This is a genomic window from Acidobacteriota bacterium (assembly GCA_029861955.1).
Taxonomy (GTDB): Bacteria; Acidobacteriota; Polarisedimenticolia; order Polarisedimenticolales; family Polarisedimenticolaceae; genus JAOTYK01.
This window is the reverse complement of sequence record JAOTYK010000011.1, coordinates 22,117-37,634: the sequence shown is the minus strand read 5'-3', so window position 1 is coordinate 37,634 and position 15,518 is coordinate 22,117. Positions and strand designations below refer to the sequence as shown.

The 15,518-nt window shown below is 62.3% G+C and carries 13 protein-coding genes; 7 read left to right on the top strand and 6 right to left on the bottom strand.

From position 1 onward, the window contains the following. Nucleotides 1-6: 6 nt before the first annotated feature. The gene (locus OES25_07050; protein ID MDH3627399.1) at nt 7-3,072 is read left to right on the top strand and encodes a CusA/CzcA family heavy metal efflux RND transporter; all 3,066 of its coding nucleotides are present in this window, start codon (nt 7-9) and stop codon (nt 3,070-3,072) included. Here the strand turns inward: OES25_07050 and OES25_07045 are convergent. After that, nucleotides 3,069-3,902 carry a MurR/RpiR family transcriptional regulator gene (locus OES25_07045; GenBank protein ID MDH3627398.1) on the bottom strand — a complete coding sequence of 278 codons (834 nt, stop codon included), beginning with the start codon at nt 3,900-3,902 and terminating at the stop codon, nt 3,069-3,071. The two genes, OES25_07050 and OES25_07045, sit on opposite strands and share 4 nt — an antisense overlap. Nucleotides 3,903-3,982: 80 nt before the next feature. On the opposite strand from OES25_07045, the gene OES25_07040 reads away from it, so the two are divergent. From OES25_07040 to OES25_07015, 6 genes are all read left to right on the top strand, one after another. After that, on the top strand, nt 3,983-5,404 hold the full coding sequence (locus OES25_07040; GenBank protein MDH3627397.1) for a hypothetical protein: 1,422 nt from the start codon (nt 3,983-3,985) through the stop codon (nt 5,402-5,404). 3 nt (nt 5,405-5,407) lie between these two features. Beyond that, nucleotides 5,408-6,118, top strand: a complete 711-nt coding sequence (locus tag OES25_07035) for a 3-oxoacid CoA-transferase subunit A (protein ID MDH3627396.1) — start codon at nt 5,408-5,410, stop codon at nt 6,116-6,118. Further along, complete coding sequence (locus tag OES25_07030) at nt 6,115-6,795, top strand: 3-oxoacid CoA-transferase subunit B (protein ID MDH3627395.1); 681 nt, start codon at nt 6,115-6,117, stop codon at nt 6,793-6,795. The genes OES25_07035 and OES25_07030 overlap by 4 nt, the downstream gene beginning before the upstream one ends. Further along, a complete protein-coding gene (locus OES25_07025) occupies nt 6,795-8,120 on the top strand; it encodes an aspartate aminotransferase family protein (protein MDH3627394.1) in 1,326 nt (441 codons plus the stop codon). The genes OES25_07030 and OES25_07025 overlap by 1 nt, the downstream gene beginning before the upstream one ends. Nucleotides 8,121-8,274: 154 nt before the next feature. Continuing rightward, nucleotides 8,275-9,471: a peptidoglycan-binding protein gene (locus tag OES25_07020; GenBank protein ID MDH3627393.1), complete on the top strand. Its 1,197-nt coding sequence runs from the start codon at nt 8,275-8,277 to the stop codon at nt 9,469-9,471. Nucleotides 9,472-9,579: 108 nt separating this feature from the next. Further along, a complete protein-coding gene (locus OES25_07015) occupies nt 9,580-9,783 on the top strand; it encodes a hypothetical protein (protein ID MDH3627392.1) in 204 nt (67 codons plus the stop codon). 8 nt (nt 9,784-9,791) lie between these two features. Here the strand turns inward: OES25_07015 and OES25_07010 are convergent, their stop codons facing one another. The 5 genes from OES25_07010 to OES25_06990 form a co-directional block, all read right to left on the bottom strand. Continuing rightward, the gene (locus tag OES25_07010; GenBank protein MDH3627391.1) at nt 9,792-11,150 is read right to left on the bottom strand and encodes an FAD-binding oxidoreductase; all 1,359 of its coding nucleotides are present in this window, start codon (nt 11,148-11,150) and stop codon (nt 9,792-9,794) included. 97 nt (nt 11,151-11,247) lie between these two features. Beyond that, a complete protein-coding gene (locus OES25_07005; GenBank protein MDH3627390.1) occupies nt 11,248-12,876 on the bottom strand; it encodes an FAD-dependent oxidoreductase in 1,629 nt (542 codons plus the stop codon). Between the two features lie 4 nt (nt 12,877-12,880). Further along, nucleotides 12,881-13,252 carry a cyclic nucleotide-binding domain-containing protein gene (locus tag OES25_07000; protein ID MDH3627389.1) on the bottom strand — a complete coding sequence of 124 codons (372 nt, stop codon included), beginning with the start codon at nt 13,250-13,252 and terminating at the stop codon, nt 12,881-12,883. Further along, a complete protein-coding gene (locus tag OES25_06995) occupies nt 13,230-14,669 on the bottom strand; it encodes a hypothetical protein (GenBank protein MDH3627388.1) in 1,440 nt (479 codons plus the stop codon). The genes OES25_07000 and OES25_06995 overlap by 23 nt, the downstream gene beginning before the upstream one ends. A 160-nt stretch (nt 14,670-14,829) precedes the next feature. Beyond that, nucleotides 14,830-15,486: a CDGSH iron-sulfur domain-containing protein gene (locus OES25_06990; GenBank protein ID MDH3627387.1), complete on the bottom strand. Its 657-nt coding sequence runs from the start codon at nt 15,484-15,486 to the stop codon at nt 14,830-14,832. Nucleotides 15,487-15,518: the final 32 nt, after the last annotated feature.

The window sequence follows — 15,518 nt, the reverse complement described above, 5'->3', positions numbered from 1 at the left end:
ACAATCATGCTTGACTGGATCATCCGCTTCTCGCTGAGCAATCGTCTGTTGGTCTGTCTGCTCTCGATCGTGCTCATCGGCTTCGGCGTTGTGGCGTTGAACCGTCTCCCGGTCGATGCGTTCCCCGACACGACTCCGGTGCAGGTGCAGATCAACACCGTGGCGCCGTCCCTGAATCCACTGGAGATCGAGCAGCAGATCACGCAGTTTGTGGAGCTGTCCATCGGTGGCCTACCGGGCTTGCAGAACGTCCGCTCGGTGTCCAAGTTCGGATTCAGCCAGGTCGTCGCGACGTTCGACGATTCGGTCAGCATCTATCTGGCGCGTCAGTTGATCAGTGAGCGACTGGCGGGTGTGGAGTTACCCGAGGGCATCCGGCGGCCGCAACTGGGGCCGATCGCGACGGGTCTCGGCGAGGTATTCCACTACCTCGTCACTACGGATAACCCCGAACGCACTCTGATCGAGCTGCGAGAATTGCATGACTGGGTCGTGAAGCCGGAGCTGCGCAAAGTCCGGGGTGTGGCCGAAGTGAATTCCTGGGGGGGATTCGAGAAGCAGTTTCAGGTGGTCGTCGAGCCGGAACGACTGATCAAGTACGGGTTGACCTTTCATAGCGTGTTCGCGGCTCTGGAGGCCAACAACCGAAACGTCGGTGGGGGACAGGTCGTCATGAGCGGCGAGGCGTTGCTCGTGCATGGCCTGGGTCTTGCCACCACGCTCGAGCAGATCGGCAACATCGTCGTGGTATCTCACGACGGCACGCCCATTCGAGTGCGCGACATCGGCAGCGTCCAGATCGGCCACGAAACCCGGCGTGGCGCCGTGTCGGCGGACGGGGAGGGCGAAACAGTACTGGGGCTCGGTTTCATGCTGATGGGCGAGAACAGCCACGTCGTGACACGCGAGCTGAAGAAGCAGTTGGCCGAGGCGCAGAAGGCCTTACCGGACGACGTCAGGCTGGAGGTCGTTTACGAACGCACCGACCTGATCGGCAAGGTGATCCGCACTGTAAAACACAACCTGTTGGCCGGCGCGCTGCTAGTGATCGCCGTTTTGTTCGTCTTTCTCGGGAATCTCCGAGCGGGTCTGATCGTGGCCGTCGCGATCCCGCTCTCGATGCTGTTTGCCGGAACCCTGATGGTTCAGACGGGAATCGCCGCCAGCCTGCTGAGCCTGGGTGCCATCGATTTCGGTCTCATCGTCGATAGCTCCGTCATCATGGTGGAGAACTGTGCGCGTCGGGCGGCGCGGCGCAAGAACACGTCGTGGATGGACACGATTCGCGAAGCCGCCATCGAAGTTCGCAAGCCGACCCTGTTTGGCGAATTGATCATCATGATCGTGTTCTTGCCGATCCTGGCGCTCGAGGGAGTGGAGGGTAAGCTGTTCAGGCCGATGGCGCTGACGATGATCTTCGCCCTCCTTGGTTCGCTGGTGCTGTCCCTCTCATTGATGCCGGTGCTGGCGAGTCTATTCCTGTCTCGTAGGATCAAGGAACAAGAGCCCTGGTCGATACGTGTGGCACAGCGCGTTTACTCGCCGATCCTGGATCTTGCATTGCGTTGGCGCAAGATCACTTTGGCCGGCGCAACGGTGCTTGTCGTCCTTGCGGTCGGCATCGCCTCGCGCACCGGGGGTGAGTTTCTGCCGAAACTCGGTGAAGGCACCCTGGTCGTGAACGTCATTCGACTCGCCGGTGTCCACGTGGACGAGGCTGCTGCGTCCAATACTTTGCTAGAGCGGTTGATTCTCGAGGAGTTCCCCGACGAGGTTGAACGAGCGTGGAGCCGTCTCGGAACCGCCGAAATCGCGACCGATCCGATGGGAATCGAACTCACGGACATCTTTCTGACTCTCAAGCCGCGGCGGGAATGGAAGCGCGCCCGCACCCAGCAGGGACTGGCTTCAGAGCTCGAGATCGCGATGAGGGACTTCCCGGGCATCAACGCCGTGATCACCCAGCCGATTGAGATGCGCATGAACGAGATGATCGCCGGAATCCGCTCCGATATCGGCATCAAGATCTACGGCGACGACTTTGAAACGCTGCGACGACTGTCGGATGAGGTCCAGCAAGTCCTGCTGGACATCCCGGGCGCGGCCGAAATTTCCGGGGAACAGATCACGGGGCAGCCCATCCTGCAGGTCACCGTGGACCAGGATGCCATCGCTCGCTACGGCATCCCCACGCGGGACGTGTTGACGATGGTGGAGGCGGTCGGAAACCGGAGAGCGGGGGAGATTCGAGAGGGCCAGCGCCGCTTCCCGTTGGCCGTGCGTTTGCCGGATGCGCAGCGCACCGATCCCGCTGCGCTCGCCGCGACGCTGGTACCCACGGTAGCCGGGCCGGTGCTGCGCATGGATCAAGTCGCACGCCTCGAACAGACGGAGGGGCCGTCGACGATCCAACGGGAGTGGGGCCGGCGTCGAATCACCGTGCAATGCAACGTGCGCGATCGGGATGTGGCCGGCTTCGTGGCGGAAGCCAGGGACCGGATCGCCGACCGGGTGAAGTTGCCCGAAGAGTACACCATCGAATGGGGCGGCCAGTTCGAGAACATGGAGCGTGCCAATCGTCGCCTCCAGATCATCGTGCCGATGGCGCTGGGTCTGATCTTCATCATGCTCTACCTCAGCCTGGGCTCGGTCCGCGACATGTTGATCGTCGCGACGGGCATCCCGCTCGGCGCGGTGGGGGGAGTCGGTGCTCTCGCCTTGCGAGGTCTGCCGTTTACCGTGAGTGCCGCAATCGGATTCATCGCCCTGAGCGGCGTCGCGATCCTCAACGGGTTGGTGCTGGTGACGTTCATCCAACAACGGCTCGCGGCGAAGGTGCCGCTGGAACAGGCGGTACGAGAGGGTTGTCGCGTCCGCCTACGGCCCGTGCTGATGACCGCCCTGGTTGCCGCCGTAGGATTCATCCCGATGGCCATCAACACCGGGGTTGGCGCCGAGGTTCAGCGGCCGCTGGCGACGGTCGTGATCGGTGGGATCGTCAGCAATACACTGCTCACGCTGGTGGTCCTACCGACGCTCTACACAAGTTTAAGGAGGGATCCGCGAGCCTAGGGGCAAAACGTCCCCGTGGTATCCCACAGCGCTTCGGTACGATCGATTCGATCGCGTGCGTCCTTCTTAAGGTCGCGCGAAACCTGCGCGACCAGAAGCTCGGCGGCGGCGACGGCCGGCACCGAACTATCGAAGGGACCGACCGCTGGCACCGTCAGTGCGCACCAGTGTTCGGTCAGTGCGGCAAGCGGCGAGAGCGGCCCGTCGGTGATCGCAAGGAGTGTCGTGCCAATTGTGGCTAGCGCCTCCGCGGCGGTGAGCGTCGATCGACGGTAACGGAAGAAGTCGAACAGCACCGCGACATCGCCGGAACCGGCGTCGGCCAGGTCGCGAGCGACGTTGTGTCCGCGCACCAGGTGGACGCCGGGGCGGATCATCGCCAACCCACTCTGCAGGGCATAACCGCCGGCACGGGAGCTCTCGCCCGTCACCACCCAGACGCGCCTTGCCCCGACGATCTGTTTGGAAAACGACTTGAAGTGTCCATGGTCAACGGCTTCAAAGACCGAATCGATGCCTGCCAGGAGGGCGGTCCGCTCCCGACTCGTCCCACCATCCTCGCTCCGGATGCGGTCGATCGGTCGCGAAAGCTGGTCGGACAGCCCGCGGCGCACGTGGTTCTGGAGGCCCGTGTAGCCCTCGAAACCCAGCTTCGTCGCGAATCGCACGATCGACGGGCGGCTGGTCGCGACACGCGCCGCCAGGTCCGACACCGTCCCGAACGCAAGCAGCGTCGGCTCGTCGAGGACGGCCTGGGCGATGCGACGTTCGGTCCGGGTCAGGCGGTCGCTGACGGCCGCGATCAGCTGGCTTGTCGGGCTAGATGGCATGATGTTCGTTATGTTACAATCTGACCGTCAAGAATACCAGTTTGTTACATGCGCGGTCACAAACACCGTAGGGATGGGATATGCCAGCCAACCACTCGCCTTCTAAAAAGGAACGGGCGTTCCTCGAAAGTATCGAAAGCCCCAAGTACGACCGCCAGTGGATCAACGGTCTGCGGCCGTTCTTCACGGAGAGCGCTCCCGAGGAGATGCGGGACTTCTACACGAAGTCCGAGCTTGCCGATCTCAAGGTGCTGAGTGGCACCGAGCGGGACGTCGAGGCACGCATGCCGGTGAAGTTGACGCGTCACTTCTTCGAGATGGCGAAGAACAGTCCCCAACTGCAACGCCTGGTCAAGGCCAGTCCGGACGAAACGCTCGACCTCCAGGGCTCGGAAGATCCCGGCAACCAGATGGACTACAGCCCGGTCGAAGGGTTGTTGCACAAGTACGAGATGGGTCTGATGTACGTGATCTCGACCTGCTCGGCCCATTGTCGTTTCTGTTATCGGGAGGAGTTGATCGCACAGAAGGATATCGAGCGGCAGGACGGAACCGTTGCACGAAAGGGCATGGCCCAGATCGGCGAGGTCACCGACTACATCAAGGCGCACAACAAGCTCGTGGACGACAACGGTGGGCGGCACCCGGAGACCGGTCGCGAGAAGCTGCGGGAGATCCTACTCTCGGGCGGGGATCCGATGGTGCTGCCGAACGCCAAGATCGGCGCATGGTTCGCCGCGCTCGCAGAGACCGGCATCGAATCGATCCGTCTGGGGACGAAGGAGATGGCGTTCTACCCCGAACGCTTCGACGATGGTTTTCTGGCGATGCTCGACCGGTTTCACGAGACGTGGCCCGACGTCAGCTTCCGGCTGATGATCCACTTCAACCACCCGGACGAGTTCCTACTCAAGGGCGCGGACGGGCAGTACGTCCAGGATTCCAGCGGATCGTTGGCGTGGAATCCGGTCACGCAGAAGGCGATGGAGGGCGTCGTTTCGCGGGGCTGGGTCAACGTCGAGAATCAGACGCCCATTATCAAGGGCGTCAACGACGATGCCGACGCGCTCCGCATCATGCAGCGAGCGCTCTACGGTGCCGGCGTCGGCAATCACTACTTCTTCTGCGGACGGGACATCGTCGCGTACCACGCGTTCAACGTTCCGATCGAGACGGCGTGGCAGATCCTCAACGAGTCGCAGAAGGGTCTGTCCGGTGTCGAAGCGCACGCGCGCCTGTCCATCACGCACTACAAGGGCAAGACCGAGGTTTGCGCGGTTACCAACGAAGCGATCCCGGGTCTCAAGGGATCGGAGAACGGCGTGCTGATCTTCAAGATCCTGCGCAACGCGGCCGATGCTCCCGACCGGGGCAAGGTCTGCATCGTCGGTCGCAATCCCGAGGCGATCTGGTTCGATGACTACGAGGATCGCGTCCTCTACGACGAGGCGGGCCTCTTCGACTATGCCCGCGTGGACAAGACACCGGCTGGAGCAAGTTGAGCCATGATCGACAAGACGGTCGACAGTCCCGCCGCCGCGCTGGTCGACATCCAGGACGGCGCCACCGTGATGATCGGGGGGTTCGGCGAGGCCGGTAGCCCGATCGAGTTGATCCACGCGTTGATTGACCAGGGCGCCAGGAACCTGACCGTCGTCAACAACAACACCGGCAGTGGCGAGGTCGGTCTGGCTGCGCTGATCAAGAACGGGCAGGTCGCCAAGATGATCTGCTCGTACCCCCGAACGACGAACTCCAGGGTCTTCCCGGAGCTCTATCGCAGTGGTCGTGTGAAGCTCGAACTCGTTCCGCAGGGGACGCTTGCCGAGCGCATCCGCGCCGGTGGTGCAGGGATCCCCGCTTTCTACACGGCCACCTCGGTCGGGACCCCCCTGGAAGAGGGGAAGGAGAAGCGCAACTTCGACGGAACGGACTACGTGATGGAGCGGGGCTTGGTCGCCGATTTTAGCCTGATCAAATGTCGCACCGCGGATATCCACGGGAACCTCGTCTACAACAAGACCGCACGAAACTTCGCTCCGCTGATGGCGACGGCGGGGAAGGTGACGATCGTGCAGGCGGACAAGCTCGTTCCCCTGGGCGAGATCGATCCCGAGTGCGTGGTCACCGCCGGAATTTTCGTCAACCGGATCGTCGAGGTGCGCGAACCGCTCCAGGAATCCGAGCTGGTAGCGCAGGGGGTCTCCTACCCATGAGTGACATTACGCGTCCGAGTGGATTGACACGCGACCAGATGGCCGAGCGAGCTGCCCGGGACATCCCCGACGGCAGCTACGTGAATCTCGGGATCGGAATTCCCGAGCTTGTGGCCTCTCACGTTCCGAAAGGGCGGGAGTTCATCTATCACACCGAGAACGGGTTACTGGGTATGGGACCGTCTCCCGCTCCGGGTGAGGGCGAGCCGGAATTGATCAACGCGGGAAAGAAACGTGTCACGGCCCTGCCCGGTGCGGCGTACTTCCATCATGCGGACAGTTTCACCATGATCCGCGGTGGACACCTCGACCTCTGTGTCCTCGGCGCCCTGCAGGTGTCCGAGCGCGGCGATCTTGCTAACTGGTCGACCGGCGCGAAGGACGCTATCCCGGCCGTCGGCGGCGCGATGGATCTGGTCGCGGGGGTCAAGACGATCTTCGTCATCACCCAGCACGTTACCCGTGACGGCAAACCAAAACTGGTCGCGGAGTGTACGTACCCTCTGACCAGTCGTCGCGTCGTTGACCGAATTTATACGGACCTGGCGGTGATTGACGTGACGGACGACGGGTTTCAGTTGGTCGAGCTGTCCCCCGGTGTTTCTTACGAGGACGTGGCCGAGTACACGGGCGCGCCTCTGCGACGGATCGAAGACGACCCGCGCGGGAGGTCCTGATGAGCGACCAGGCGAAGACCGAGAGTTCGCGCAGCGCGGAGCTCTACCGCCGCGCGGTCAAGATCCTGCCGGGCGGGGTCAGCCGCAACACCGTGCTTCGCAAGCCTCACCCGGCCTACGCCGACCACGGGCATGGAGCCCGGGTCGTCGATATCGAGGGGGTCGAGCGGATTGACTTTGCCAACAATATGGCATCGCTGATCCACGGGCACGCCGACCCCGACATCATTGCGGCCGTGACCGAACAGATGCACAAGGGGACGGCCTTTACGCTGGCGACCGAAATCGAGATCGAGTTCGCCGAGCATCTCTGCAGCCGTAGTGAGAGTCTCGAGCAGCTTCGCTTCGTCAACTCCGGCACCGAAGCGGTCATGGGCATGCTCAAGGCGGCGCGGGCCTTCACCGGGCGGTCGAAGATCGCCAAGGTCGAGGGGGCGTACCACGGCCTCTACGATTTCGCCGAGGTCAGCCAGACCTCGAACCCGACGAACTGGGGCGATTTCGACTCGCCAACCAGTGTGGCCGTGGCCCACGGCACACCGGCCAGCGTGTTGGAGAGCGTCGTCGTCATTCCGTTCAACGATCCCGAACGGGCCATCGCGCGTCTGAACAAGAACAAGGACGAGATCGCCTGCGTGATCGTCGATCCGATGCCGCATCGCGTAGGACTGGTCCCTGCCGACTCGGAATTCGTCCACGTTCTGCGGGATTGGACGCAAGACAACGGTGCATTGTTTGTTTTCGACGAGGTGATCACCTTTCGCACCGAGGTCGGTGGGTTCCAGGAGCGCTACCATGTCTCTCCCGACCTGACCGCACTGGGCAAGATCATCGGTGGCGGTTTTCCGGTGGGTGCCATCGCCGGTCGGTCCGACGTGATGGACGTGATGAACCCGCTGTCGCCGAACAAGCGCTTCCCGCACTCGGGGACGTTTTCGGCCAACCCCGTCACGATGGCGGCAGGGCTGACCGCGATGCGCAAATTCGACCGCGACGCAGTCGCGCGGCTGAACCATCTTGCGCTACGCGCCGTCGAGGGCATTCGCGAAGCACTTCGCGCAACCGGCGTCCAGGGCTGCGTCACCGGAAGCGGGTCGTGTTTCCGCCTGCACTTCAAGTCGGAGCCGCCGAAGAACCGCCGAGCGGCGTACCGGACGACGGAGGAAGACAAGTTCCTGGCGGTGATGCTCGATCACCTGTTCGACTCGGGATTTCTGATGATCAACACCGGTGCCGCGGCGCTGTCGACCGCGATGGGTGAGGAAGAGATCGACGCCCTGGTCGCTGCGATGGCGATCGGCTTCGAAAAACTCAAGGCTTTGTGAGCAAAAAAGCGAGGATGTCGCAAGTATTCATGGGCGCGGCGAGCAGGGTGGTCAAAGCGTGGAACTCCCGTGTATTCAGGTATACAATCGCGTCGAACAGTATCCTCCCTGAAGTTCCAGGGCGGCGTTCAATTGATGAATTCCGGAGGGGCAGATGAGTAAGAGCAAGTATTTAGTCCGAGCCTTAGTTCCCATACTAGGCTTTGCGGTTCTCGCCACTGGTTGTGCGACCCGTAGCGCAAAAACAGACATGACGGATCTCGAGCGTAGCGTCGAAGAGAAGAGCAGCGCGATCACGGATCTCGAAAGCTCTGTCAGTGATCTGGAGCGTCGGCTAGCCGCCGAGAGCAAACAAGCTGAGGAAGCTCGAAAAGCAAAAGCGGTCGCCGAGCAGGCTGCTAAAGACGCCGAAGCTCGAGCACGGGAAGCTCAAGGCACCGGATCCACGTCAGGCACTGTCGCTCGCACCACGGCGGGCGATGGCGAACTCTTTCCGCCGAACGCCAAGGCTGGCGAGTGTTATGCGCGGGTCTTTGTTCCGCCGACCTACACGACCGATACCGAACGTGTGCTCAAGCGCCAGGCGTCCGAGCGTGTCGAGGTAATTCCCGCGACGTACGAGTGGGGCGAAGAGAGCGTTCTGGCGAAAGGTGAGTCCGAGCGCGCAGAGATCGTTCCGGCCGTCTACGAGAACGTCGAAGAGCGTGTGCTCGTCAAACAAGCCAGCAGCACAATGGTACCGGTTGCGGCCGAGTACAAATGGGAAGAAGAGAAGGTTCTCGTCAAGGAGGCTCACACCGTTTGGAAAAAGGGACGTGGCCCTGTCGAGAAAGTCGACAACGCGACCGGTGAGATTCTCTGTCTTGTTGAGGTCCCTGCTCAGTACAAGACGGTTCGCACGAAGGTCCTCGCGAAACCAGCGACCACACGTAAGGTCGATATTCCCGCCGAATACAAGACCGTCAAGCGCCGGGTGATGACAAAGCCGCCGTCAATCAAGACGGTGACGATCCCGGCCGAGTACACGACGATCAAGGTGAAGAAGGAAAGTTCACCGCCTCAAGAACGACGTATTGAGATCCCCGCTGAGTACGATACGGTGACTCGAACCAAGCAAGCCACCGACGGTTACATGGAATGGCGCGAGATCCTTTGCGAAACGAACATGACGCACGGAACGATCCGCAAACTACAACAGGCGCTCAAGAGCGCCGGCCATAACCCGGGACCCATCGATGGTGTCTACGGGAGTCAGACGCGGGCGGCGGTGCGCTCGTACCAGACGTCCAAGAAATTGCCGACTGGTGGACTTACCATGGGTACGCTGAAGAGCCTCGGAATGAGCATCTAGGGTTTTTAGTGGGGGGTGCCTCTGCCCCCGAAGCATGAAGTGATGCCCCCCGGTCGCGTCCGTCCTGAGGACGGCGGATCGGGGGGAGTCACACAGAGGAGAGTATCGTTGTCTGCAGCGAGAGCTAACTCTCTTCTCGTGCGTTCGGTGCTGTTGGGCCCCCGCGAGAATTTCTACCTCCCCGATCTTCCCCCTGTGTCGCCGACTTATGAGGGCCGGCGGTATTTCGTGGAGTTGCTGGCGGCGGACGGTGCCATGCCGGGGGTCGTGACGGGCACCATCGATGTGATGACGACGGATCAGACTCCGTAGCTTTCCGGTCAGCCCGTGGGCGCGATGTTCTGGTTGAGTCTGAAAAGGTTGTCCGGGTCGTACTTCTTCTTCAGATCCACCAGCCGCGCATAGTGCGATGCACGATAGGCGTCACCGATCCGCCCGGATTCATCGTTGTCCATGTAATTGACATAGACACCGCCGGTCGAGAACGGCTGGGCTGCCGTCCAGAAACTTCTGGCCCAGTCCCGGATGGCGTCGTCCAGACCTGGATCGTCGTTCGTCCCGAGGATCAGCAGGTTGTACTCGGCATCGCGACTGCCGAAAGCGTTTTCATCTTCAGCGACGCGGGAAACCGCTCCGCCGATCATGTGCTCGATCCCCACCACACAAAGCGGGGACGGTGCGCGATTCGCATGATCGACGAGTGTGTCCACGCACGTATCGTCGATCGTCGATAGATAGCAGGATTTCCAGTAGTTGCGGTTGCCAGCGGGGAACCCCGGATCGAAGGCTTGTTGAACTTCGGTGTACGGCTTGAGCCCGATGTCATCATGTACGGGTGAGCCAAACGCACGTAGCGGCGCCAGAACTCGCTCGCCTTCCTCCGCGGTGCCTTTGTAAACCCAGAACGCACCGACGACGGGAACGCCGTCCGGTGTACTGAGGAACGCCGCCATCGAGGACAGTTCGTCAGGTGCAGCGGCGGTCAGTGTGGCCCACATACGCATGAACGCTGGCCCATCGCTGCGGGGGTAAAGAGTGAGCCCGGAGTACAGTTCGCCGATCGGCTGCAATTGAAAATCAAGACGAGTCACAACACCGAAGTTACCCCCGCCTCCACGAATGCCCCAGAAGAGGTCGGCATTCTCATCGGCGTTGGCGGTCAGAACCTCGCCAGCGGCGGTCACGACCTCTGCGGAGAGGACGTTGTCGCAGGCCAGGCCGTACGATCGCGAAAGCCAGCCGAAGCCGCCGCCAAGCGTCAGCCCGGCAATCCCGGTGGAGGAGATGGCGCCACCCGGGGAGGCGAGTCCGTGTCGCTGGGTTGCCTGATCGTACTCGCCCCAGGTGACGCCGCCTTCGGCGCTGGCGAAACGGCGAGCCGAATCGACGCTCACATTCTTCATGGGTCTCAGGTCGATGGCGATACCGTCGTCGCAGATCGCGTTGCCGGAGACGTTGTGTCCTCCACCACGGACCGCCACGGCGAGATCCCTCTCGCGGGCAAAGTTGACCGCCGCCACGACGTCGGCCGTGCCCGCGCATTGCGCAATCAACCCCGGTCGCTTGTCAATCATCCCGTTCCAGATCTTGCGAGCTTCGTCGTAGTCAGGATCGTCGGGGCTGATGAGCCGGCCCTGAAACTTTCCGCCGAGATCGTCTGCCAGATTCGCGTCGCTCATACCCCACTCCTTGCTGTCGTCGGTGTTACCGCGAGGCTTCGAGGAAGCGTGGAGTATACCGAAGATCCTCGTGATCGATAAGCGAGGGTGCTTCGGCTCAGGTGGACGGCGGCTCTATAGCGTTGTCCGCACTCTCAGGACCGAACGTCAAGAACCCGCACGGACAGACATCGACACACTTTCCACAGTTGTGGCACTGGTCGATCGTCAGCTCAAAGTAGCCCCGCGGGCGCGTCTCACCCACCGGGGAGAAGCAGTCGTGCGCACAGAACATCCAGCAGTGCTCGCAACCAAAGCACTGGCCGCAGGACATACAGCGGTTGACCTCGTTCAACGCCTGCGACTCGGTCAGTCCCTGATGGACTTCGGCCTCACCTTCTTCGAGTCGCAGCGCGGCCGGAAGTGATGTTGTCTCAGCAGGCGGATTCGCCGGGTAGTACTCCGGTTTGACGGTCGTGACGCCGGGCAAGTCCGCGACGGATTCCGGTCTGATCCGGTGTCCACGCAATCTGGCATGGAGGTTCTGGGCCGCGAGCCTGGCGCGGCCGATCGCGGACCCGGCTGCGCCGAGGCCCGTGACGTCACCCGCTGCCAGCAGGCCGTCGTCGGCTTCTACAAAGTCGCCGGCGGGCCTGCATGCGCCGAGGTCTTCCCAGTCGGGTGTCTGGGAAACCGCGACGATCACGGCGTCCGTCCCAACCTCACGGATCGCCCCGGCGATCGGGTGCGGGCTGCACCGACCAGACTCGTCCGGATCTCCGAGTCGCATTGCTTGAGCGACGAGTGCCCGCAATCGATCGCCTTCCCGCTCGAATCTCAACACGCCGGTCAATTCCTCGATCTGCACACCCTCTACGATCGCTTCCTGCACCTCTTCTTTGCCGGCAGGCATCTCGGTGCGGGTTCTTCGATAGAGCAGCGTGACGGAAGCACCGGAGCGTCGCGCCACCCGCGCCGAGTCGATCGCCGTGTTACCGCCGCCGATCACGGCGACCCGGTGGCCAAGGTCGATCCGCTCGCCAAGGTTCGCGCGTCGTAGATACTCGGTGGCGACCCAGATTCCGGGACCGCGTTCGCCGGGCACGCCGAGTCGCAGGCCGCGTTGGGCACCGATCCCGAGGAAAACGACGTCGTGTGTCGATTCGATGCCCTCGAGCGAGCGGTCATGTCCGACGCGGGTCCCCAGTTGCAGCTCGACACCGAGATCGAGGATGCGCGCGATCTCCGCATCGAGCACCGTTCGGGGCAATCGGTACGCCGGCACGCCGTGGCGTAACATGCCGCCCGGAGACTCCGCGCCTTCATAAACGGTTACGTGGTAGCCGCGCCGCGCCATCTGGTAGGCGAAGGATAGGCCGGCGGGACCGGAACCCACGACCCCGATCGACTCCGGTTGGGATCTCGATTGGAGCCGCTCCAGTGGCAACTGTTGTTCGATGCCCCAGTCCCCGATGAAGCGCTCGAGTTTGTTGATCTGGACAGAGCCGTCCTTGTCCGAGCGGCTACATCCTGCCTCGCAGGGGTGCGGGCAGATTCGACCCAGCACGGCGGGGAACGGGTTGACGTCGACAACGGTCTGCCAGGCTTTCGTGTAGGCCTCCTCGACGGTCAGGCCATACCGCTCATGCTGCGCGATCATGGTGACCCACCCGCGGGGGTCCGCGCCCGCGATGCATCCGGCCTGACAGGGCGCTCGTTTGGGTTGCTGGGTTGGAGTTGTCGGCATCCGATTAGCCTCTTCGTTTGCCATGTTTCAATTCGGCATCGAGTAGGCGGATGCGGTGGGACAAGGTCTTCAGTAAGTTGAACGCCAGCGTCGGATCGCTCTGGATACGCTGCATCAAAGTCCTGCGATCGATCGTCAGGACCCTCGCCTCGCCATGAGCCCGGACCGTCGCCGATCGAACCTCGTGCTCGAAGATAGCCATTTCACCGAAGAAGTCTCCGGTCTTGAGTTGGGCCAGTCGCAGTTCCTGTCCTCCGCTCTCGTCAATCACGTCGACGCTGCCCGACTGGATGACGTACATGCAGGAGCCTTTCTCGCCCTGACTCACGATGGCCTCGCCGGCGGCGTAGACCCTACCCAGCGTGTTGGTGACCATCGTTTCTTCCTCGGACCGGTGAAGTGTCGTCGCGGGTGAAGAGGCTGCGTGCCAGATTCCACGACAACCCGGCGATGAACCGTGGATGGGACATGGTCATGAGGACCTCACGGTAGGATGCGCTACCGGTGAAGAGATCCCACAACGCTCGACTCATGAAACGCCTGGAACCGGGGTTCGCCTGTTCACCGGCAACCATGCTTCGGATCGCCCTGCGACAGAAGCGTCGCTTGCGCAGATGGGCGTTGACCCCGAAGACCAGTTGACCAACCCGATTGTCACGCGTAATCCCACGACACAACGGTCGGAAGTGCTTGTCGAAATCCGTGGCGGAGACACCCTGAAAGACCGCCGTTGCGGCCGCGGCCTTAGCCGTCCGGTAGGCCGCGCCAATGCCGTCCTTGTACAGTCGGGTCACGCCGGAATCACCGACGAAGACAACGCGATCGGCGTACGGGCGGTCGACGCCGCGAACGTTGATCATCGGCGAACAGTGACAGACGCGTATCGGTAGATCTGCCGCGGGAGGAAAACAGTTTCTTACCTCCGGCGTGCGGAGGAAACCATCGATGAGTTCGGCATCGATATCGTCGCCCAGCATGCAGAGAGTTACGATGTTGCCCTTGGGTATCAGTGCCGCGAACTCGATCCGCGGCGTGTCGAGAAGAAAGACGTGCATCGACGTTCCCAGGTATCGTTCCACCGTCGGGTGGTCGAGTTGGAACTCACAGATATACGTGGCCGCCGTGACGGGTCGACGGTAACCGATCGGTGCCTTCTGCAAGACTTTCAGCAGGCTGCTATTGACCCCGGTTGCAATGACGACGAGGTCGTAGTCGTCTCCCGTCCGGCCCGCGTGTTTCAATCGAGGCCTTGGACCGCTCCAGTCGATGTCGGTGACCAGGCGTCGGTCGACCCGGGCGCCGCGTTTGCGGGCCATGTCGAGGAGAAAACGATCGAAACTCTCGAGGTCCGGGTGCTCGGCATTGCGTGGCCCGTTTCCCCTGAAGACCGCCGCAATGCGTTGCTCGTTTAGCGGCGTCTCGATCCGCACCGAGCCGACGTCGGTATGAAGCATGTAGGAATCGATGCCGCGTTGGATCACGCCCTCGGGCAGGTTGATTCCCTCGGTCGCGAGTAGCTGGACCAGCGACTCCGAGACGATTCCGCCGCAGTGGTTGCATCCCTCGGGACCGCAATGCTCGAAGCTGCGTGGTTCGAAGATGTCAACGGCAAGCTTCAGGCCTACCAACTCGGCCATCTTGAGCGCGAAGTGAGTGAAGAGGCTCCCACTCGGGCCGCCTCCAATGACCGCCACTCGCGATCCGTCGTTCAGTTCCAGCCTGTGACGTTGATCTCCCGCTCGAGGATCGAGGCTCGCCGCAAAGTCGTAACTGTTGCTGCTGCCGACCCCCATCCAGTCTCCTTGGAGGCTTATCGGTAGAGTCTGCGCTATTCGAGTCTGTCGCGCGATTACCATCCAGTTTACGAAGCTGGCGGCGTCCTGAGAACCTGGGGATTACCCTTATATGCAGGAAAGTGCCAATTCACGCACTAATCTCGGCCGGTACGGCGTCCTAGTCGGCCTGGAAGCCTGCGGGTTTGTGGGCGCCGTCGCAGAACGGTTTGTTCTTTGACGCGCCACAACGGCAAAGGGCTGCCTTGGTACCGCGCCAACCCACCCGGCCGCTCGCGTTGCGAAGGACGAAGTTGCCGGTGACCAGTAGGGGTCCATTCGGAGCCCGTTTGATCTCCAGCGGCCCACCTGTGGATTCCAGCGTGGCGTCCCCGCTGTCGCCCAGGGCGCCGCGATCACGGAAGCCCGCGTCCTCGTGGGTGTTGTCGCAGAACGGCTTGTTCTTCGAATCTCCGCAGCGACAGAGCGCCGCGCGGGTGTTAACGCCGGGCATGTCGTCAGCGGCTCCGTCGATCTTCAGGTCGCCCTCGATGTAGAGCGGCCCGTTGTTGGCAAGGGTCACGGAGTTCTCAGGAGGGGTATTCTCCTCCGCGCCGCCGTCCTTGCGTTCGTAGGTCAAGGCCCCGGTCGGGCAGCGTCTCGTGACTTCCGCGACGTAGTCGGGCTCGCCCAGATCGGGCTGCCCCCAGGGGTCGCGTCCGCTGGCGAACAACTCGCCCTTGGCCCGTGTGCACTCACCGACGTGGATACACAGGCGTCCGTCCCAGGAGACGTCCAGCTTCTCGCCCTCGAACTTATAGACTTTCTTATCCGACATCGCGCCTCCAGACGGGTAATTACGCCCGAAGG